The sequence below is a fragment of the Arthrobacter pityocampae genome (genome assembly GCF_002927275.1).
Lineage (GTDB): Bacteria > Actinomycetota > Actinomycetes > Actinomycetales > Micrococcaceae > Arthrobacter_D > Arthrobacter_D pityocampae.
In genome coordinates this window covers 225,576-246,673 of record NZ_PRKW01000002.1, presented here as the reverse complement: position 1 = coordinate 246,673, position 21,098 = coordinate 225,576, and the positions used below count along the sequence as shown (strand labels likewise).

The following is a 21,098-nucleotide window of genomic DNA, read 5'->3' as shown; positions in this document are numbered from 1 at the left end:
GGTCTCTCGCGCGACCGCGTGGTGGAGGAGGCGGCCCTGATGGTTGATGAGACCGGTCTGCACCGCTTGACGCTCGCCGCCCTGGCCGAACGGCTCGGTATCCGTCAACCCTCGCTCTACAAGCACATCGACTCGATTGCGGGGCTGCACCGCGACATCTCGGTGCGCGCGAAGCGCGAACTGGGCCAGGTACTGGCCCGCGCCGCGGTCGGACGATCCGGCGCCGCGGCCGTTCAGGCCATGTCCCACGCGTACCGCGACTGGGCGCGACAGCACCCGGCTCGCTACGAATCCTCGCAACGTATGCCCTCACCCGGCGACGTCGAGGACGAGGCAGTGTCACTCGCGGGCGTTCAGGTCATCGCCGACGTGCTGGCCGCCTACGACCTGGCCGGCGACGACGCCATCGACGCGATCCGGGCCCTCCGCTCAGCCCTGCACGGCTTCGTCTCCTTCGAGACCACCGGATCGTTCGCCATGAGCGCGGACATCGACCGCAGTTTCGAACGCCTCGTCCACGGCTTCACCGTTGCCCTCACACGGTGGACCGAGACGGCAGACGCGGAAGAGGTGGCGGGACAGAAAGAGGAGAACCCTGCCGGGGCGAGCCCGTCGATGCCGTCGGAGGCGACGTCCACGCCGTCGCGGCGGATCTCGCGGTGATGGACCTCAGCGAGCTCGGCCTGCTGCCACTCGAACGCGACGGGGTCCGGCGACGCCGTTGTGGATGGATCTTCACGGCTACGACGGATCATCTGCTTTCCACCAGCCCTTCCCGCGTCGCCATCGAGAGTGGGCATCTGTACCCCGGCCCCGGGCGTCGACCCCACTCGATGCCGTTCAGATCGCGGCACGAGCAGCCGGATCGACGTCGACCGTTCACTCCGCGAAGCCCCTGGCAGCGCAGAGCCGCCGACCGACCGGCCCACCGACGGTAGGGTTCACAGGGAAGCCCCGGCAGTGGGACGCGGGGACCGAACGGCGAAAGGGCAGGGCGTGGAGCAGGCGATTCCCCGGTGGCTGAGACTCGATCCGGCCGGCGCGGTGCCACCGTTCGAACAGATCAAGCAGTGCATCCTGGCGTCGGTCAACTCCGGTGAGGCAGCTGTCGGCACACGGCTGCCGCCGGTGCGCGCACTGGCCACCCACCTCGGGATTGCCGCGAACACGGTTGCCCGCGCCTACCGCGAGCTGGAGCAGGCGGGCGTCGTCGAGACCAGGGGCAGGGCGGGGACGGTCGTCGCCGCCGGAGGGGACGCCGCGCGCCGCCGCGTGGCCGATGCCGCGGACGCGTTCGCCGCCGTCGTGCACTCGACGGGGGTATCGGAGGCCGACGCCGTCGCCATGGTGAGAGCCGCATTGCGCCGAGCGTGAACGGCACTCCCGCCGGCGCCGCAACCGCACGGATCGCGGACTATTCGAATATGCTTTCGAACGGCTTTTCTCTTACAGTGGTCGGGTGTCTATAGCAAATTCTCTCGAGCAGCACGCCCACAATCCGGAGCCCGCTCCCCAGGACCTGTCCCGGCTGATCGTCAAGGGTGCACGCGAACACAACCTGCGGAATGTCGACCTCGACCTCCCGCGGGACGCCATGATCGTCTTCACCGGCCTCTCCGGATCGGGCAAGTCCTCGCTCGCGTTCGACACGATCTTCGCGGAGGGGCAGCGACGCTATGTCGAGTCTCTCTCCGCGTACGCCCGGCAGTTCCTCGGGCAGGTGGACAAGCCCGACGTCGACTTCATCGAGGGCCTCTCGCCCGCGGTCTCGATCGACCAGAAGTCCACGAGCAAGAACCCCCGCTCCACCGTGGGCACGATCACCGAGATCTACGACTACATGCGCCTGCTCTGGGCGCGCGTGGGACGCCCGCACTGCCCGGTCTGCGGCGAGCTGGTGGCCAAGCAGACCCCCCAGCAGATCGTGGACCAGCTCCTCGAGCTCGAGGAAGGCACACGCTTCCAGGTCCTCGCCCCCGTGGTCCGGGCCCGCAAGGGTGAGTTCGTGGATCTCTTCAAGGAGCTCACGGCAAAGGGCTACTCGCGGGCCCGGGTGGACGGCACGCTCATCCAGCTCAGCGATCCGCCGAAGCTGGGGAAGCAGTACAAGCACACCATCGAGGTCATCGTCGACCGCCTCGTGGTCAAGGACGGCATCCGGCAGCGCCTCACGGACTCCGTGGAGACGGCCCTCAAGCTGGCCGACGGCCGCGTCCTCGCCGAGTTCGTCGACCTCCCCGAGGACGACGCCAAGCGCCTGCACGCCTACTCCGAGCACCTGGCCTGCCCGAACGAGCACCCGCTCGCCATCGACGAGGTGGAGCCGCGGTCCTTCTCGTTCAACAATCCCTTCGGCGCCTGCCCCGCCTGCACGGGCATCGGCACCAAGCTGGAGGTCGACGAGGAACTCGTCGTGCCGAACCCCGACCTGAGCCTCGCCGAGGGTGCGATCGCGCCCTGGTCGCTCGGGACGGCGACGCTCGAGTACTGGACCCGACTGCTCGAGGGCCTCGCCTCCGAGCTGAACTTCGACGTCACCACGCCCTGGCGCAAGCTGCCGGATCGCGCCCGTGAGGCGGCGCTGTACGGCAAGGACCACAAGGTCGTCGTGCAGTACAAGAATCGCTTCGGACGTGAACGCAAGTACAGCACCGGCTTCGAAGGTGCCATCCAGTACATCCAGCGCAAGCACACGGAGACCGAGTCCGAGAACGCGCGGGACCGGTACGAGGAGTACATGCGGGAGATCCCGTGCCCCACGTGCAGCGGCGCACGGCTGAACCCGGCCTCGCTCTCGGTGCTCATCAACGGCCGCAACATCGCCGAGGTCTCCGCGATGCCGATGCGCGACTGCGCCGACTTCCTCGACAACCTCGTTCTGACCGGACGCGAGGCGCAGATCGCGAACCAGGTGCTCAAGGAGATCCAGGCGCGCCTGACGTTCCTCCTCGACGTCGGACTCGAATACCTCAACCTGGAGCGCGCGTCCGGCACGCTGTCCGGCGGCGAGGCCCAGCGCATCCGTCTCGCCACGCAGATCGGCTCCGGCCTGGTCGGCGTGCTCTACGTCCTCGACGAGCCGTCCATCGGCCTGCACCAGCGGGACAACCGCCGGCTGATCGAGACGCTGACGCGCCTGCGGAACCTCGGCAACACGCTCATCGTCGTCGAGCACGACGAGGACACCATCGCCGAGGCGGACTGGATCGTGGACATCGGGCCGGGCGCGGGCGAGCACGGCGGCGAGGTGGTGCACTCCGGCCTCCTCGAGGACCTGCTGACCAACGAGAGGTCCCTGACCGGCGACTACCTCTCCGGGCGCCGGAAGATCGAGATCCCGGCGAAGCGCCGCAAGATCGACCGGTCCCGCCAGCTGAAGGTGGTCGGAGCGCGCGAGCACAACCTCGTGAACGTCGACGCCACGATCCCGCTCGGCGTGCTGACCGCCGTCACCGGTGTGAGCGGCTCGGGCAAGTCGACCCTCGTCAACGACATCCTCTACAAGGTGCTCGCCAACAAGCTCAACGGCGCCAAGCAGGTTGCCGGGCGGCACAAGCGGATCGACGGGCTGGAGCACCTCGACAAGGTCATTCACGTGGACCAGAGCCCCATCGGCCGCACCCCGCGGTCGAACCCCGCCACGTACACCGGCGTGTTCGACAACATCCGGAAGCTCTTCGCCGAGACCACCGAGGCGAAGGTCCGCGGCTACCTGCCCGGGCGGTTCTCCTTCAACGTCAAGGGCGGCCGCTGCGAGGCGTGCTCCGGTGACGGCACACTGAAGATCGAGATGAACTTCCTCCCCGACGTCTATGTCCCCTGCGAGGTGTGCCACGGCGCGCGGTACAACCGCGAGACGCTCGAGGTCCACTACAAGGGCAAGACCATCGCCGACGTCCTGGACATGCCGATCGAGGAGGGGGCCGAGTTCTTCGCGGCGTTCAGCCCGATCGCCCGGCACCTCAACACCCTCGTGGAGGTGGGCCTCGGCTACGTGCGGCTCGGCCAGCCCGCCACCACGCTCTCGGGCGGCGAGGCGCAGCGCGTGAAGCTCGCGAGCGAACTGCAGAAGCGCTCCAACGGACGCAGCATCTACGTACTCGACGAGCCGACCACGGGCCTGCACTTCGAGGACATCCGCAAGCTCCTGCTGGTGCTGCAGGGCCTCGTGGACAAGGGCAACACCGTCATCACGATCGAGCACAACCTCGACGTCATCAAGAGTGCGGACTGGGTCATCGACCTCGGGCCGGACGGAGGGTCCGGCGGCGGGCAGATCATCGCGACCGGCACCCCGGAGCAGGTGGCGAAGAACGAACGCAGCTACACGGGCGCCTTCCTGCAGGAGATCTTCGCCAAGGCCGCCGGATAGCGGCCCTATATTCCCGGGACGGCATGCGTGATGCCTGCCGTCCGGGGAATATGGCAAGCTTGGCCGGTGGAAACTACGCGTGCGCTGATTCTCTTCGATCTCGATGGAACGCTCGTCGATCCGGCAGGGACGATCACGGGAGGCATCGGCTCCGCCCTCCAGCACCACGGCTTCCCGGTCCCGCCCGACGACGCGCTCCAGGCGATGGTCGGGCCGTCCCTCGTCCACTCGCTGACCGTCACGGCCGGCGTTCCCGCCGCCCGGGTCCCCGACGTCGTCGCGACCTACCGCGCCGGGTACCTGGCCACGGGACTGTCCCGGAGCCGCCCCTACCCGGGGATCGCACGCTGCGTCCAGGCGCTGCTCGACGACGGCGCCACCGTCGCGGTCGCCACCCAGAAGCCGGAGTGGCTCGCCGAGGAGCTCCTCGCCGCGCAGGGCCTGCGGCACCTCTTCTCCTCCGTGCACGGCTCGCCGCGGGACGAGACCGCGACGGCCGGCGGCAAGACGCCCATCATCAGGGCCGCCCTCAAGCACCACCGCGTCGACGCGGCGGGCGCGGGCCGCGCCGTCATGGTCGGCGACCGCCGCCACGACGTCGAGGGCGCCACCGCGAACGGGCTGGACTGCATCGGCGTCGCCTGGGGCTTCGCGGGGCCCGGCGAGCTGGAGGACGCCGGGGCGACCGCCGTCGTCGACTCGGCCGACGCCCTGCTGGAGGTCCTCCGTGGGCATCTATGACCTGACCCGCAGCACCACGCGCGGGCTCATCGCCGGCCTGTGCCGGCCCACCGTCGAGGGGCTCGGCAACGTCCCGGCGGACGGCCCCTTCATCGTCGCCCCGAACCACCTCTCGTTCCTCGACAGCGTGCTGGTCCAGGCCCTCATGCCCCGGCCCGTCGCGTTCTTCGCGAAGGCCGAATACTTTACCGGAACCGGCGTGAAGGGCGCCCTCATGAAGGGGTTCTTCGAGGGTGTGGGGTCCATCCCGGTGGAACGCGGCCAGCAGGCCGCGAGCGTGCAGGCCCTCAGGACCCTCCTCGACCTCCTCGAGCAGGGCGACGGCGTCGGCATCTACCCGGAGGGCACCCGCTCGCGTGACGGGCGGCTCTACCGGGGGAGGACCGGCGTCGGCTGGCTCGCGCTGACCACCGGAGCGCCCGTGCTGCCCGTCGGCCTGATCGGCACCGACGCGCTGCAGCCGGCGGGAGGGAAGGGCATCCGCCCGCAGCACTTCACCCTGCGGATCGGGGAGCCGCTCGTCTTCGCCAAGACCGGGCCGGGGCACGCGCTGCCGGCGCGCCGCAGCGCCACCGACGCCATCATGGACGGCATCGCCGCGCTCACGGGCCAGGAGCGCGTGGCGTCCTACAACCAGAGTCCGCCCGCGGAATAGCCGGGTGGCTGTTCGCGGTGCAGCCGGCCCGTGCAGCCGTCAGCGGAACCCCGACCTCCGGGAAGGGGCTTGTCACCGCCGGGATCTAGGATGAAGGACGTGGCAAACCCCGTAACCTACCGCCCGAAGACCGGCGAGATCCCCGTGGACCCGGGCGTGTACCGCTTCCGCGACGAGCACGGCCGGGTCATCTACGTGGGCAAGGCCAAGAACCTCCGCTCCCGCCTGAACTCCTACTTCGCCAGCCCGCAGGGGCTGCTGGCGAAGACACGCCGCATGGTGTTCACCGCCGCGAGCGTCGAGTGGACCGTCGTCGGGAGCGAGCTCGAGGCGCTGCAGCTCGAGTACACGTGGATCAAGGAATTCAATCCGCAGTTCAACGTGATGTTCCGCGACGACAAGTCCTACCCCTACCTGGCCGTGACCATGGGGGAGAAGTACCCGCGCGTGCAGGTCATGCGCGGCGACAAGAAGAAGGACACCCGGTACTTCGGGCCCTTCTACCCCGCGAAGGCCATCCGCGAGACCGTGGACACCATGCTCCGCGTCTTCCCGGTCCGCACCTGCAGCACCGGCGTGTTCAAGCGTGCCGAACGCAGCGGCCGGCCCTGCCTCCTCGGGTACATCGACAAGTGTTCGGCGCCGTGCGTAGGGCGCATCAGCCCGGAGGACCACAAGGCCCTCGCCGGCGAGTTCTGCGACTTCATGTCCGGGGAGGCGAAGAAGTTCATCGCCGGCCTCGAGCGGAAGATGGCCGACGCCGTCGCCGAACTGGACTACGAGTCCGCCGCCCGCCTGCGCGACGACATCGCCGCCCTCCGCCGGGTCTTCGAGCGCAACACCGTCGTCCTCAGCGAGGACACGGACGCCGACATCTTCGCCCTCAAGGAGGACGACCTCGAGGCCGCCGCCCAGGTCTTCCACGTCCGGGGCGGCCGCATCCGGGGCCAGCGCGGCTGGGTCGTGGAGAAGGTCGAGGACATGGACACCGCGGACCTCGTGGAGCACCTGCTGCAGCAGGTGTACGGCGAGGGGAACAGCAGCAACGAACAGATCCCCCGCGAGGTCCTCGTCCCGGTCCTGCCCAGCAACGAGGACCAGATGCTCGAGTGGCTGCGCGGTCTGCGCGGCTCCCGGGTCGAGGTGAGGGTGCCGCAGCGCGGGGACAAGGCCACCCTCATGGGCACCGTCGAGCAGAACGCCGCGGACGCCCTGCGCCTGCACAAGAGCCGCCGGGCCGGGGACATCACCACGCGGTCCGCCGCGCTGCAGGAGCTCCAGGAGGCGCTCGACGTGCCGCAGCCGCTGATGCGCATCGAGTGCTTCGACATCTCGCACGTCCAGGGCACCAACGTGGTCGCGTCGATGGTGGTCGTCGAGGACGGCCTGCCGCGGAAGTCCGAGTACCGCAAGTTCTCCATCACCGGCGCCGCCGCACGGGACGACACCGCGTCCATGTACGACGTCATCTACCGCCGCTTCCGCAACTACCTGGCGGGCAAGGACGGGAAGCCGCGGGACGCCGCCGCGCCGGACCCCGAGGTCGAGCCGGAGGTCGACCCCCTGGACGACGCCGCGTCCGTCGTCGACCACCCGGACGTCGACGAGCAGGACGTCGAGGGGCAGGGCGCGCCGCTCAGGGACACGACGACGGCCATCACGCGCAACCGCTTCGCCTACCCGCCGAACCTCGTCGTCGTCGACGGCGGCCCGCCCCAGGTGGCGGCCGCCGCCCGCGCGCTGCAGGACCTCGGGATCGACGACGTGTTCGTGGTGGGACTGGCGAAGCGGCTCGAGGAGGTCTGGGTGCCGGACAGCGAGTTCCCGGTCATCCTGCCGCGCGCGTCGGAGGGGCTGTTCCTGCTCCAGCGTATCCGCGACGAGGCGCACCGGTTCGCGATCACGTTCCACCGCCAGAAGCGCGGGAAGTCCATGACGGCGTCCGCGCTCGATGAGGTCGCCGGGCTGGGCCCCGCCAAGCGGAAGGCCCTGCTCAAGCACTTCGGCTCGGTCAAGAAGATCCGTGCCGCGAGCGTCGACGAGCTCGTCGGGGTCCCCGGGGTGGGCCCGGCCCTCGCCCGGACCATCCGCGCCTCGCTCACCCCGGACGACGCCGTCGCACCGGCCGTGAACATGACCACGGGCGAGATCATCGAAGATTAGCTAGGCTGAGGCACGGCGGCCGGTCGTGCCGCCGTGAATGTACGCACGCGGAGTTCCACCCGCGGATTCACCCACCAGGGAACGCCGGATCACCGGGAGCCCCGTCGAGCCGGAACGGATCCATCACGATGACTGAGGCCATGAGCCTGACGCCGGTCAAGCCCACCGAATCCGAGCTGCTGGTGGTGACCGGCATGTCCGGCGCCGGGCGCAGCACGGCCGCCAACGCGCTCGAGGACCACGGCTGGTACGTGGTCGAGAACCTCCCACCCCAGATGCTGACGATGCTGACGGAGCTCGTGGCGCGCACCCCGCAGTCGATCCCGAAGCTGGCCGTCGTCGTCGACGTGCGCGGCAAGGAGTTCTTCAGCGACATCAAGGCGTCCCTGGACGGCCTGCGGTCCGCGGGCGTCCACCACCGCGTCCTGTTCCTGGACGCCGATGACAACGTCCTGGTGCGGCGCTTCGAGCAGGGCCGGCGCCCGCACCCACTGCAGGCCGACGGCCGGATCCTGGACGGCATCGCCGCGGAGCGTGAGGTGCTGAAGGAGCTCAAGCAGTCCTCCGACGTCGTGATCGACACCACGAAGCTGAACGTGCACGCCCTTGCCACCGCCGTGACGGAGCTGTTCTCCGACGCCGGGCCCATCGTTCTGCGCCTGAACGTCATGAGCTTCGGCTTCAAGTACGGGCTCCCCGTGGACGCCAACTACGTGGCCGACGTGCGCTTCATCCCGAACCCTCACTGGGTGCCCGCCCTCCGGCCGCAGACCGGGCTCGACGCCCCGGTGCGCGAGTACGTCCTCGGGGCGCAGGGCGCCGGGGACTTCATCGACAAGTACGTGGACGCCCTGGTCCCCGTCCTGGACGGGTACCGCCGCGAGAACAAGCACTACGCGACCATCGCCGTGGGCTGCACCGGCGGGAAGCACCGCTCGGTGGCCGTGACGGAGGAGATGGCGAAGCGGCTCGCGCAGCTGCCCGGGGTGCAGGTCTCGTCCCAGCACCGCGACCTCGGGCGTGAGTAGTGGCGGCGATGTCCGGATCGCTGCCGCTGGTCCCGGCGGCCGCGCGCCGCTCGGGTGACGGCCAGGGCGGCGGCCCCTCCGTCGTCGCCCTCGGCGGCGGCCACGGGCTGTCCTCCTCCCTGTCCGCGCTGCGCCTCCTGACGCAGGAACTGACCGCGATCGTGACCGTGGCGGACGACGGCGGATCGTCCGGGCGGCTGCGGCGCGAGCTCGGGGTGCTGCCCCCGGGAGACCTCCGCATGGCGCTGGCGGCCCTGTGCGACGACACCGACTGGGGGCGCACCTGGCGCGACGTCATGCAGCACCGCTTCTCCTCCCGGGACGGCGTGGAGGGCTCCCTCGACGGCCACGCGATGGGCAACCTCCTGATCGTGACGCTGTGGGAGTTGCTCGGTGATCCGGTGGCCGGCCTCCAGTGGGCCGGTGCGCTGCTCGGCGCGCGCGGGCGGGTCCTGCCGATGGCGAGCGTGCCGCTGACCATCGAGGGCGACATCCTGAGCGAGACCGCCGGGTCCCTGCGCGTCACCACCGTGTCCGGGCAGGCGAAGCTCGCCGTCGCCGCGGACACCGGGAACGTGAGCAACGTGCGGCTGGTCCCCGCCGACGCCCCGGCCTGCCAGGACGCCCTGGAGGCCGTGGAACTGGCCGACTGGGTGGTGCTCGGCCCCGGCTCCTGGTACACCTCCGTGCTGCCGCACCTGCTCCTGCCCGAACTGCGGGACGCGCTGTGCCGCACGTCCGCCCGGCGGTGCCTCACCATGAACCTCAGCAACGACACCCGCGAGACCCTGGGCATGAGTGCCATCGACCACCTGAATGTCATCTCCCGGTACGCGCCGGAGCTGACGGTCGACGTCGTCCTCGTGGACCCCTCGGTGGTGGCGGACCGGGGGGAGTTCGAGCGGGCCGTCGCCGGGATGGGCGGGCGCGCCGTCTTCGGTAGAGTGGGAGTTTCGACCGGCAAACCCGTGCATGATCCGCTGCGGCTGGCGACGTCCTACAACGACATGTTCGCGGAGATCTAGGAGTGTATCTGTGGCCCTGACCGCCGACGTCAAAGAGGAACTCTCGCACCTCGACGTGAAGAAGTCCTCGGTGCGGAAGGCCGAGGTGTCCGCGCTGCTGAGGTTCGCCGGCGGGCTCCACATCATCTCCGGCAGGATCGTCATCGAGGCCGAGGTGGACCTCGCCTCCACGGCCCGCCGGCTGCGGGCCGCTATCGCCGAGGTGTACGGGCACACCAGCGAGATCATCGTCGTCACGGGCGGGGGGCTCAAGCGCGGCAACCGGTACGTGGTGCGCGTGGTCCGCGACGGGGAGTCCCTCGCACGCCAGACCGGGCTGCTCGACAGCAGGGGCCGGCCCGTCCGCGGCCTGCCGTCCGCCGTCGTCAACGGGTCGACGGCCGACGCCGAGGCGGTGTGGCGCGGTGCGTTCCTCGCCCACGGGTCCCTGACCGAACCGGGACGGTCCTCGTCCCTCGAGGTCACGTGCCCGGGCCCTGAATCGGCCCTCGCCCTCGTCGGGGCGGCCCGCCGGCTGGACATCGCGGCGAAGGCCCGTGAGGTGCGCGGCGTGGACCGCGTGGTCATCCGCGACGGCGACACCATCGCCGCCCTCCTGACCCGCATGGGGGCCCACGACGCCCTGATGGTGTGGGAGGAGCGCCGCATGCGCAAGGAGGTCCGTGCCACCGCCAACCGCCTCGCCAACTTCGACGACGCCAACCTGCGCCGCTCGGCACAGGCCGCCGTCGCCGCCGGCGCCCGTGTGGAGCGTGCCCTCGAGATCCTGGGGGAGACCGCCCCCGAGCACCTGCGCTACGCCGGCGACCTGCGGGTCTCCCACAAGCAGGCGAGCCTGGACGAACTCGGTCGGCTCGCGGACCCCCCGATGACGAAGGACGCGATCGCCGGGCGGATCCGGCGGCTCCTCGCGATGGCGGACAAGCGGGCCGCGGACCTCGGGATCCCGGGCACCGACGCGAATGTCACCGCCGACATGCTCGACGAGTGAGCGGAGTGCATAGGATGGAACAGCAAGCCCGCTTCTGATCGGCGGGACGCCTGCCGTCCGGACCCCCGCGGGTCCGCACACCGCGCGGGCACCGAGATCACTACATGGAGGACTACGTGAGCGAATACGTACTGCCGGATCTTGACTACGACTACGCCGCCCTGGAACCGCACATCTCCGGCCGGATCATGGAACTGCACCACTCCAAGCACCAGGCCACCTACGTCAAGGGCGCCAACGACGCCCTCGCGCAGCTCGCCGAGGCCCGGGAGAAGGGTGCGTACGGCACCATCCCGAAGCTCTCCAAGGACCTCGCATTCCACGTCGGCGGTGTCATCAACCACAGCATCTTCTGGAAGAACATGTCCCCCGAGGGAGGCGACAAGCCCGAGGGTGAGCTCGCTGCGGCCCTGGATGATGCGTTCGGTTCCTTCGACGCGTTCCGCGCGCACTTCACCGCCGCGGCCACCTCGCTGCAGGGCTCCGGGTGGGCCGTCCTCGCCTACGAGCCGCTGGGCCGGAACATCGTCATCGAGCAGCTCTACGACCAGCAGGGCAACGTGCCCGTGGGCACCATCCCCCTGCTGATGCTCGACATGTGGGAGCACGCCTTCTACCTGGACTACGTCAACGTGAAGCCCGACTACGTGAAGGCCTGGTGGAACCTGGTGAACTGGGCGGACGTCCAGACGCGCTTCCAGGCCGCACGCACCGGGGCTTCCACCCTCATCACGCCCGGGGCCTGACGCCCGACGTCAAGCGTGCGATCCGGGGGCGGCGCTGAGTAGAGTTGGAGCGGTGCAGGGCAGAACTGCCCGGCACCGCTCCGGCGCACACCGCCATCAGCCGGACCCGCGCCACCAGCAGGACCGTACAACCAGCAGGACCCGAGAATTTCGGCACGAGGGTGTGCCCGGTACAGATCTATTCGTCGCCGGCATCACCCGCAAGGGCTCAGCAGGGCGGCACCACCTATGAAGGAGATGGAAACCAGTGACTACACGCGTTGGCATCAATGGCTTCGGCCGTATCGGCCGCAACTACTTCCGTGCGGCCCTCGAGCAGGGAGTGGACCTCGAGATCGTCGCGGTCAACGACCTCACCAGCCCTGAGGCGCTCGCGCACCTGCTGAAGTACGACTCCGTCACCGGCCGGCTGAAGGTCTCCGTCGAGGTCGACGGCGGCGACCTCGTGGTCGGCGGCAAGCGCGTGAAGGTCCTGGCCGAGCGCGATCCCGCGAACCTGCCCTGGAAGGACCTCGGCGTCGACATCGTCATCGAGTCCACCGGTTTCTTCACCAAGGCCTCCGACGCGCAGAAGCACATCGACGCCGGTGCGAAGAAGGTCCTGATCTCCGCTCCCGCCTCCGACGAGGACCTCACCGTGGTTCTCGGCGTCAACGACGGCGACTACGACCCCGAGAACCACCACATCATCTCGAACGCGTCGTGCACCACGAACTGCCTCGGCCCCCTCGCGAAGGTCCTGAACGACTCCTTCGGGATCGAGCGCGGCCTCATGACGACCGTCCACGCGTACACCGCCGACCAGAACCTCCAGGACGGTCCGCACAAGGACCTGCGCCGCGCCCGCGCCGCAGCCATCAACATGGTCCCCACCTCCACGGGTGCGGCCAAGGCCATCGGCCTCGTCCTCCCCGAGCTGAAGGGCAAGCTCGACGGCTACGCCATCCGCGTCCCCGTGCCCACCGGTTCCGCCACGGACCTCACGGTCACCGTGGGCCGCGAGGTCACGGCCGAGGAGGTCAACGCCGCCTACAAGGCCGCGGCCGCCGACGGTTCGCTCAAGGGTTACCTCTCCTACACCGAGGACCCCATCGTCTCCTCGGACATCGTGACCGACCCGGCGTCCTGCATCTTCGACTCCGGCCTCACGAAGGTCCTCGGCAACCAGGTGAAGGTCGTCGGCTGGTACGACAACGAGTGGGGCTACTCGAACCGCCTGGTCGACCTGACCGAAATCGTCGCCGCCAAGCTCTCCTAGGCGGTCCCGCCCGTGGCTTACGCATCACTGGACGACCTCCTTGCCGAAGGGGTCCGGGGACGCCGCGTCCTCGTCCGCTCCGACCTCAACGTGCCGCTCGAGGGGGAGGTCCCGGAGCTGAGGGTCACCGACGACGGCCGCGTGCGCGCGTCCCTGCCCGTTCTGCGCAAGCTGAGCGAAGCAGGGGCCGCCGTCATCGTCCTGGCCCACCTCGGACGGCCCAAGGGCGCCCCCGAGGCGAAGTACTCGCTCAAGCCGGCCGCCGACGTCCTCCGGGACCTGGCGGACTTCCCGGTCACCCTTGCGCCCGACACCACGGGGGAGGGCGCCCGCAGCGCGGCTGCGGCCCTCTCCGACGGGGAGGTGCTCCTGCTCGAGAACGTGCGCTTCGACGCCCGGGAGACCAGCAAGGACGACGCCGAGCGTGCAGCGTTCGCCCGTGAGCTCGCCGACCTGGCGGGCCCCGATGGCGCGTACGTGGACGACGCCTTCGGCGCCGTGCACCGCCGGCATGCGAGCGTGTACGACATCGCGGCGCTGCTGCCCGCCTACCAGGGCGATCTCGTACGGGCGGAGCTCGTGGTCCTCGAGAAGCTGACGAAGGACCCACAGCGGCCCTTCGTCGTCGTACTCGGCGGGTCCAAGGTCTCCGACAAGCTCGCGGTGATCGAGAACCTGATCGGTACCGCCGACCGCATCCTCGTGGGCGGCGGCATGGTGTTCACGTTCCTCGCCGCCCAGGGGCACAAGGTCGGGGCGAGCCTCCTCGAGGAGGACCAGATCGACGCCGTGCGCGGCTATCTCGAGCGTGGGGCACGGGACGGCACGCAGTTCGTGCTGCCCACGGACATCGTCGTGGCAGAGAAGTTCGCGGCCGACGCCGGATCGGGCGTGGCCGCGGCCGACGCCATCGAGGCAGGCGCCTTCGGGTCCTCCGGGATCGGGCTCGACATCGGGCCTGCGACCGGCCAGGACTTCGCGGCGAACATCGCCGAGGCCAAGACGGTCTTCTGGAACGGGCCCATGGGTGTCTTCGAGTTCGAGGCCTTCGCCGGCGGCACCCGTGCCGTCGCCCAGGCCCTCGTCGATGCGCAGGCGAACGGCGCCCTGACCGTGGTCGGCGGCGGGGACTCCGCCGCGGCCGTGCGGGGCCTCGGCTTCGCGGACGAGCAGTTCGGGCACATCTCCACGGGGGGCGGCGCCAGCCTCGAATACCTCGAGGGCAAGGAGCTCCCCGGGCTGACCGCCCTCGCCCGCGACTAGCGGCACCCTGCGGGTCGGACCGGCGACGGTTCGACCCGCTCCGCCCGTCCGCGGGTGCACGACCATGGTGGGACCCACTCGGCGTCAGCCGGGCGGGTCCCACCGCCATGAACGAACAGAGGGAGTACCACGATGACCACTTCGACCAACGGTGTCTTCGACCGCCGCCCGCTCATCGCCGGCAACTGGAAGATGAACCTCGACCACATGCAGGGCATCACGTTCCTGCAGAAGCTGGCCTGGACCCTGGACGACGCCAGCCACGACTTCTCGCGCGTCGAGGTGTCCGTCTTCCCGCCGTTCACCGACCTCCGTGGGGTGCAGACCCTCGTGAAGGGTGACACCCTCGAGGTCGCCTACGGCGGCCAGGATCTCTCCCCGGAGGACTCCGGGGCCTACACCGGCGACATCTCCGGGCAGTTCCTGAACAAGCTCGACTGCACCTACGTGCTCGTGGGGCACTCCGAGCGCCGCACCATCCACGCCGAATCCGACGAACTGCTCAACCGCAAGGTGCACGCCGCGTACCGCCACGGCCTGGTCCCGGTCCTCTGCGTCGGCGAGGGCCTCGAGATCCGCCAGGCCGGGACGCACGTCGAGCACACGCTCGAGCAGCTCCGCCGGGGCGTCGCCGGACTGACCGCCGAGCAGGCGGGCGACCTCGTCGTCGCCTACGAGCCGGTCTGGGCGATCGGCACCGGGGAAGTAGCCGGCCCCGAGGACGCGCAGGAGATGTGCGCGGCCATCCGCGCCGAACTCGGTTCCCTGTTCGACGCCGCGACCGCGGCCAAGACCCGACTCCTGTACGGCGGATCCGTGAAGGCCGCCAACGTGGCGAGCATCCTGCGCGAGCGCGACGTGGACGGCGTCCTGGTGGGCGGTGCGAGCCTCGATGTATCCGAGTTTGCTAGTATTGTCAGGTTCGAACAGCATCTGGTGACAGACTAAGTTCCGTGCGCCGGCCGCTTCATCGAGCGGCTACCGAGCCTTGAAAGGGCCCCGTGGAAATCCTTCGTATCATCCTGCTCGTCCTGCTCGGGATCACCAGCCTCCTGCTGACCCTGCTGATCCTGCTCCACAAGGGGCGCGGCGGTGGCATGTCGGACATGTTCGGCGGCGGCATGACCTCGAGCATGGGCTCCTCCGGGGTGGCCGAGCGGAACCTCAACCGTTTCACCGTCGCCCTCGGGCTGGCCTGGGGTACGGTCATCGTGGCCCTCGGCCTGATCCAGCGGTTCGCCGGCGAGTCCTAGGCACTTCCGGTACTCCCGGTCAGACCTGCTGGTCCGGCCTCCCTGCCCGAGAACAGAAGCCCCCGCTTCCAGCTGGAAGCGGGGGCTTCGTCGTCGACTTAGGGGTACTGCCGCTTACGCCACCCGCGGGATAGAAAGACTCGTGTGACGGCATGGCGTTGCGCAGCGGAGGTGTGGACCCGATCTACCAGGACAGTTTGATCTCGAACTCCCGTTCGTCGTCCTCGATCTCGACCTCTACCTTCATGGTGACCTCGTCAGGGACTTTGACGGTGAATTGTAGGCCGTTCTGCTCCATGTTGATCTCGTTGCCCGACGCGAGTTCGTCCGCGATGTCGCGGAGCTGCTGAGCGGCCTCTTCCCTGCGCAGGGTCTGCTTCTTCTCCAGCTCGATGTCCATCTGGGACTCCTCTCGTCACGGTCCGTATCCGCAAGCATGGCAGCGCCGCACCGGATCGGCAACGGTTTCAGCCCCCAACGCTGCGGATCGCTGGCCGCGTCGGCGAAGGCGACCGCCGCCGTCGCGTCCTCGGCGCAATCCACGCTTCCGAGGCGCGTGCGGGACAGGCAGCGGAGTGCAGGGCGTTCGTGCAGTGCGCCGCCGGCGCAGCTCCCACCCCGGGTGAGCCCCCGTTCGGGAGGAGCCGCCGTGTCGTCAGTCGGTCGCCTCGTCGTCGTGGTCGATGAGACGGCCGGGCAGCTTCTGGGCTGCGTCCTGGTCGATGAGCCAGCGGGTCCTCTTGAGGCCCCGGGCGCCCGCGGCCGGGACCTGGACGTGACCGGCGCCGGCCAGGGCGAGCCCCACGGCGCCGGCCTTGTCGCTGCCGCTGACCGACAGCCACACCTCCTGCGCCGTGTTGATCGCCTCCAGGGTCAGGGAGACGCGCTGCGGCGGCGGCTTCGGCGCATCGGGGACCCCCACGGTCGTCGCCCCGCGCGTGCGGATCCCGGCCATCTCGGGGAAGAGGGACGCCACGTGCGCGTCCGGGCCGACGCCGAGCAGGAGGACGTCGAAGCGGGGCAGGCGGGCATCGGGCTGGTCGAGGTCCTCGTCCGCGGCGAGCTCCGCCTGCGCGGCGGCCCCCAGCTGCGCCGCGTAGTCGGCGGCGGCGGCGTCCTCGTCGGGGAACTCGTCCTTCGACCCGAACTCGTGGACCTTCACGGGGTCGACGGCGATGCGGTCCAGCAGGGCCGCACGCGCCTGGACGGCATTGCGCTCGGGGTCCTCGGCCCGCAGGAAGCGCTCGTCGCCCCACCAGAAGTGGACGTTGGCCCAGTCGACGGCGGTGTGCGCAGGGGATTCCGCCACGGCTTCGAGGGCAGCGGTGCCGATCGAGCCGCCCGTGAGCACCACGGTCGCGGTGCCCCGTTCGCTCTGCACGTCCACGAGGCGGGTGATCAGCCGGGCCGCGACGGCCGCCGCGAGGGAGGCCTGGCTCGGATGGATGCTGACTTTCGGTTCAGCGCTCACTCGTTCGTACACTCCTTAGGTTGGTGCGGGCCAGGCCCTCGGTGATGACTTCGCCGAACACCTCGTCCGGGTCGAGGCGCCGCAGCTCCTCGGCGAGGCAGTCCCGGAGACCGCGGCGCGGCAGCGAGATGCGCTGGACGGGCTGGTGCGGCTGGTACAGCTCGGCGACGTCGTGGTCGGGGCGGTGCAGTTCGATGTCGCCGCCGCTCCGGGTGAGGCGCACCCGCCGCAGGCCGGTCCCGGTGGGTCCGGCGACGATGGTGACGGGGGCGTCGAGGGCCTTCGTCAGCCAGGCTGCCAGCAGCACGGTGCTGGGGGAGTCGGACGCCCCCTCGACGGTGACCGCGGTGACGGGCTGGTCGCCCTGCAGCTGGTCGAGGACCGCCGCGAGCTGGATCCGCCAGTTCGTCAGGCGCGTCCACGCGAGGTCCGTGTCCCCGGCCTCGTAGGTGCTGCTGATGTTGAACAGCGCCGCCGTCGGATCCTTCTCGTTGGCCGAGTCGGTGATCCGGCGGTGGGCGATGCTGCCGATCGAGGTCCGGGCCGCGGCGACCGGCACCCCGTGGGGCCACCAGGCGACGATCGGGGCGTCGGGCAGGAGGAGGGCGGAGACGAGGGACTCGTTCTCCTCCGACAGCTCCCCGTGCCCCCGCAGGACGACCACCTCGGACGCGCCGGCGTCGCCCCCGACCCGGATCTGGGCGTCGAGCCGCGTCGGCTCGTCCGGGGACTCCCCGGCCAGGACGATGATGCGGCAGGGGTGTTCCCGGCTCGCCTGGTTGGCGGCGTCGATCGCCTCCTCCTCGTAGCCGGAGCGGGTGATGACGACCAGCGTCAGCACGCGGCCCAGGGCGACGACGCCCCCGCTGTCCCGCAGGGCCATCAGTTCCTTCGACACCTTCGAGGTGGTGGTGTCGGGCAGTTCCACGATCATGGCCTTCTCCAGGTTCGTCCGTCGGCGGCGAGCAGTTCGTCCGCGGACGCGGGGCCCCAGCTGCCGGGCACGTAGGCTTCGGGCTGCGCGTCGAGCGACGCCCAGTGCTTCTCGAACGGGTCGAGGATCTTCCAGGACAGCTCCACTTCCTCCTGGCGGGGGAAGAGCGGCGGTTCGCCGAGCAGCACGTCGAGGATGAGCCGCTCGTACGCCTCGGGGCTGGACTCGGTGAAGGAGTGACCGTAGCCGAAGTCCATGGTGACGTCGCGGACCTCGGTCTGCGTCCCCGGGACCTTCGAGCCGAAGCGGATGGTCACGCCCTCGTCCGGCTGTACGCGGATGACGACGGCGTTCTGCCCGAAGTCCTCCTCGTGGTGGTCCTGGAACAGGAGGTTGGGGGCCCGCTTGAACACGACGGCGATCTCCGTGACCCTGCGGCCGAGCCGCTTGCCGGCCCGCAGGTAGAACGGGACCCCGGCCCAGCGGCGCGTGTGGATGTCCAGCCGCAGCGCGGCGAAGCTCTCGGTGGTGGAGTCGGCGGGGATGCCGTCCTCCTCCAGGAAACCGTTCACCCGTTCCCCGCCCTGCCAGCCGGCCTCGTACTGGCCGCGGGCCGAGCGTCCGGTGAGATCCGAGGGCAGGACGACGGCGGCGAGCACCTTCTCCTTCTCGGCGCGCAGGTGGTCCGCGTCGAAGGTGATCGGCTCCTCCATCGCCGTGAGGGCGAGGAGTTGGAGCAGGTGGTTCTGGATGACGTCGCGGGCCGCGCCGACGCCGTCGTAGTACCCTGCCCGGCTGCCGATCCCGATGTCCTCGGCCATGGTGATCTGCACGTGGTCGACGTAGTTCGCGTTCCAGAGCGGCTCGAAGAGCTGGTTCGCGAAGCGCAGGGCGAGGATGTTCTGGACCGTCTCCTTGCCGAGGTAGTGGTCGATCCTGAACACGGCGTCCGGGGGGAACACCTCCTCGACGATGGCGTTCAGCTCACGGGCGGACTCGAGGTCGTGCCCGAAGGGCTTCTCGATGACCACCCGGCGCCACTGCCCGTCGTCGGGCTGCGCGAGGCCGTGCTCCGAGAGCTTCTGGCACACGGTCTCGAACGCGTTCGGGGGGATGGACAGGTAGAAGGCGTGGTTGCCGCGCGTGCCCCTGCTCTGTTCCAGCTCCTCGATGGTCTCCCGCAGGTTCTTGAACGCCTCGTCGTCGTCGAAGTTGCCCTGGACGAAGCGGATGCCCGCCGAGAGCTGCTCCCAGACCGTCTCGTTGAACGGGGTCCGGGCGTACTGCGTGACGGACTCGCGCACCTGCGCCACGAACTCCTCGTCGGACCACTCGCGGCGGCCGAAGCCCACCAGGCCGAAGCTCGGCGGCAGGAGTCCCCGGTTGGCGAGGTCGTAGATGGCCGGCATGAGCTTCTTGCGGGCGAGGTCTCCCGTCACCCCGAACAGGACGAGGGACGACGGACCGGCGATCCGGCTCAGCCGCCGGTCGCGCGGGTCCCGCAGGGGGTTGGCGGCTCTCGCCGTACTGCTGTCAGGCATGACTACCCGTTCTCGTGATGACCCCGGCCGGATGCGGCGAGGGTGGAGATGACGTCCCGGAGCTGCGCGACGCCCGCCGCGCGGTCCGTCAGGTGCAGGCGGAGCACGGGGCGCCCGTGGTCGGTGAGCACCTGCGCGTCCCCGGCGGCCTGCGCGCTGATGAGCTCCCCGAACGTGAAGGGGCGGTCGGGGATCGCGAGGTCGGCGGTGCCGGCCCCGGTCAGCTGCAGGTACACCCCGATGGGCGAGCCGCCCTTGTGGTACTGGCCCGTCGAGTGCAGGAAGCGCGGGCCCCAGCCGAAGGTGACCGGCCGGCCGGTGACGGCGGCCAGCGGGGACCGCACGGATTCGAGGTCCGCCTGGCGGTGGCGGTCCAGGTAGGCCTGCACGGAGAGGTAGCCGTTCTCCGGCAGCGTGGCGAGCAGGGCCCGGAGCGCGTCGGCGACCGTCCCCGAGGAGCCGAGGAGGCCGGCGTCGCCGCGGACCTCGACCGCCCCGTCGACGAAGGCGGCCGGGGCCGGCTCCGGCTGGGCGTCGAGCATGCCGCGCGCGGCCGTCTTGGCGGCCTCGACGTCGGGCTGGTCGAACGGGTTGATGCCCAGCAGCCGGCCGGCGACGGCGACCGCGTACTCCCAGACGAACAGCTGGGAGCCGAGGCTGCCGCTGACGGTGACGCGGGTGCCCTCGGCGAGCTCCTCGCTGGGCGCCTCGTCGAACGGGGCGAGGAGCACGGGCAGGACGTCGTCGGCCACGTCCGCCAGCTCCGGCGCGTCGGTGGAGGCGACGACCGGGAGCAGGCCGGTACCCAGCTTGCCGGTCGATTCGGCGATGAGCTGTTCGGCCCAGTCGGCGAACCCGGGCAGGCCCGAGCCGGCGTCCGCGAAGACGATCTTGTCCCGCAGCGGGAGGGTGCCGCCGAGGACGGCGCCGAGCTGCAGGCCCACGTTGTCCTCGACGTCGTCGCCCAGGAATTCGGCGCTGTCCTCGGCATCGGTCAGAAGGGTCTCGATGTCCGCTCCGGCGAGGCCGGACGGCACCAGGCCGAACGCTGTGAGGGCGGAGTAGCGTCCGCCGACCTGCGGGTCGGCGGTGAACACCTTCCGGTAGCCGGCCGCTCTCGAGGCCTCCTCCAGCGGGGATCCGGGGTCGGTGACGACGATGATGCGCGAGGCCGCGTCGATGCCGGCGTCCGTGAACGCCTGCTCGAACACCCGGCGCTGCGAGTCGGTCTCCACCGTGGAGCCGGACTTCGAGGACACGACGATGGCGGTGCGCTGCAGGTCCTCCTCGAGGGCGGCGCGTACCTGGTCCGGGTCGGTGGCGTCCAGGACCACGAGCGGGACGCCGGCTTCCCTGGTGATGACCTCCGGCGCGAGCGAGGACCCGCCCATGCCGCAGAGCACGATGCGGTCGACGCCCTCGGCCGCGAGATCGGCGCGGAGCGCGGCGATCTCCGGCAGCAGCGCGCGCGAGCCCTCGAACAGGTCGATCCACCCGAGGCGGACGGAGGCCTCCGACTCGGCGTCGGCGCCCCAGAGCGTGGCGTCCTTCGCCATCAGGCGGGAGGCGAAGCGGTCCTTCACGAGCGCCGGCACGGCCGACTCGACCGCTGCGAGGGCGGCGCCGGTGGCGGTGAGTGCGAATGAGCCCATCGGGA

At 70.3% G+C, this 21,098-nt stretch carries 19 protein-coding genes; 14 read left to right on the top strand and 5 right to left on the bottom strand.

Annotated features, from left to right (window positions below; all coding sequences use genetic code 11):
• Nucleotides 1-39 precede the first annotated feature (39 nt).
• From C4K88_RS05035 to secG, 14 genes are all read left to right on the top strand, one after another.
• Nucleotides 40-663, top strand: coding sequence for a TetR/AcrR family transcriptional regulator (locus C4K88_RS05035; protein WP_206604353.1), 624 nt, complete (start codon nt 40-42; stop codon nt 661-663).
• A 333-nt stretch (nt 664-996) separates the two neighbouring features.
• Nucleotides 997-1,374, top strand: a complete 378-nt coding sequence (locus C4K88_RS05030; protein ID WP_241521712.1) for a GntR family transcriptional regulator — start codon at nt 997-999, stop codon at nt 1,372-1,374.
• A gap of 85 nt (nt 1,375-1,459) precedes the next feature.
• Nucleotides 1,460-4,372 (top strand): excinuclease ABC subunit UvrA, encoded by a 2,913-nt coding sequence (gene uvrA / locus C4K88_RS05025; RefSeq protein ID WP_104120536.1) that lies wholly within the window; start codon nt 1,460-1,462, stop codon nt 4,370-4,372.
• Between the two features lie 66 nt (nt 4,373-4,438).
• A complete protein-coding gene (locus tag C4K88_RS05020) occupies nt 4,439-5,113 on the top strand; it encodes an HAD hydrolase-like protein (RefSeq protein ID WP_167398974.1) in 675 nt (224 codons plus the stop codon).
• A complete protein-coding gene (locus C4K88_RS05015; RefSeq protein ID WP_104120534.1) occupies nt 5,100-5,768 on the top strand; it encodes a lysophospholipid acyltransferase family protein in 669 nt (222 codons plus the stop codon). Before C4K88_RS05020 ends, C4K88_RS05015 begins: the two co-directional genes overlap by 14 nt.
• 99 nt (nt 5,769-5,867) lie before the next feature.
• Nucleotides 5,868-7,931, top strand: coding sequence for an excinuclease ABC subunit UvrC (uvrC, locus tag C4K88_RS05010; RefSeq protein WP_104120803.1), 2,064 nt, complete (start codon nt 5,868-5,870; stop codon nt 7,929-7,931).
• A 128-nt stretch (nt 7,932-8,059) separates the two neighbouring features.
• Nucleotides 8,060-8,959, top strand: a complete 900-nt coding sequence (gene rapZ / locus C4K88_RS05005) for an RNase adapter RapZ (protein ID WP_104120533.1) — start codon at nt 8,060-8,062, stop codon at nt 8,957-8,959.
• Entirely contained in the window at nt 8,959-9,984 is a 1,026-nt protein-coding gene (locus tag C4K88_RS05000; protein WP_104120532.1) for a gluconeogenesis factor YvcK family protein, read from the top strand. The genes rapZ and C4K88_RS05000 overlap by 1 nt, the downstream gene beginning before the upstream one ends.
• Nucleotides 9,985-9,994: 10 nt before the next feature.
• Nucleotides 9,995-10,975, top strand: a complete 981-nt coding sequence (whiA, locus tag C4K88_RS04995) for a DNA-binding protein WhiA (RefSeq protein WP_104120531.1) — start codon at nt 9,995-9,997, stop codon at nt 10,973-10,975.
• A gap of 116 nt (nt 10,976-11,091) precedes the next feature.
• On the top strand, nt 11,092-11,721 hold the full coding sequence (locus C4K88_RS04990; RefSeq protein WP_104120802.1) for a superoxide dismutase: 630 nt from the start codon (nt 11,092-11,094) through the stop codon (nt 11,719-11,721).
• 247 nt (nt 11,722-11,968) lie between these two features.
• Nucleotides 11,969-12,979 carry a type I glyceraldehyde-3-phosphate dehydrogenase gene (gap, locus tag C4K88_RS04985; protein WP_104120530.1) on the top strand — a complete coding sequence of 337 codons (1,011 nt, stop codon included), beginning with the start codon at nt 11,969-11,971 and terminating at the stop codon, nt 12,977-12,979.
• A gap of 12 nt (nt 12,980-12,991) precedes the next feature.
• Nucleotides 12,992-14,242, top strand: a complete 1,251-nt coding sequence (locus C4K88_RS04980) for a phosphoglycerate kinase (protein WP_104120529.1) — start codon at nt 12,992-12,994, stop codon at nt 14,240-14,242.
• Between the two features lie 132 nt (nt 14,243-14,374).
• Nucleotides 14,375-15,190: a triose-phosphate isomerase gene (gene tpiA / locus C4K88_RS04975; protein ID WP_104120528.1), complete on the top strand. Its 816-nt coding sequence runs from the start codon at nt 14,375-14,377 to the stop codon at nt 15,188-15,190.
• A gap of 53 nt (nt 15,191-15,243) precedes the next feature.
• A complete protein-coding gene (gene secG / locus C4K88_RS04970) occupies nt 15,244-15,495 on the top strand; it encodes a preprotein translocase subunit SecG (protein WP_104120527.1) in 252 nt (83 codons plus the stop codon).
• Between the two features lie 184 nt (nt 15,496-15,679).
• Here secG and C4K88_RS04965 read toward each other — a convergent pair whose 3' ends face one another.
• The 5 genes from C4K88_RS04965 to C4K88_RS04945 all read right to left on the bottom strand — a co-directional run bounded on the left by C4K88_RS04965 (nt 15,680) and on the right by C4K88_RS04945 (nt 21,093).
• On the bottom strand, nt 15,680-15,895 hold the full coding sequence (locus tag C4K88_RS04965; protein WP_104120526.1) for an amphi-Trp domain-containing protein: 216 nt from the start codon (nt 15,893-15,895) through the stop codon (nt 15,680-15,682).
• A 255-nt stretch (nt 15,896-16,150) separates the two neighbouring features.
• Nucleotides 16,151-16,966, bottom strand: a complete 816-nt coding sequence (pgl, locus tag C4K88_RS04960) for a 6-phosphogluconolactonase (protein WP_104120525.1) — start codon at nt 16,964-16,966, stop codon at nt 16,151-16,153.
• Nucleotides 16,956-17,900, bottom strand: a complete 945-nt coding sequence (locus C4K88_RS04955) for a glucose-6-phosphate dehydrogenase assembly protein OpcA (protein WP_104120524.1) — start codon at nt 17,898-17,900, stop codon at nt 16,956-16,958. The genes pgl and C4K88_RS04955 overlap by 11 nt, the downstream gene beginning before the upstream one ends.
• Nucleotides 17,897-19,441: a glucose-6-phosphate dehydrogenase gene (gene zwf / locus C4K88_RS04950; protein WP_104120523.1), complete on the bottom strand. Its 1,545-nt coding sequence runs from the start codon at nt 19,439-19,441 to the stop codon at nt 17,897-17,899. The genes C4K88_RS04955 and zwf overlap by 4 nt, the downstream gene beginning before the upstream one ends.
• 2 nt (nt 19,442-19,443) lie before the next feature.
• Nucleotides 19,444-21,093, bottom strand: coding sequence for a phosphoglucose isomerase-related protein (locus C4K88_RS04945; RefSeq protein WP_104120522.1), 1,650 nt, complete (start codon nt 21,091-21,093; stop codon nt 19,444-19,446).
• Between the last annotated feature and the right edge of the window lie 5 nt (nt 21,094-21,098).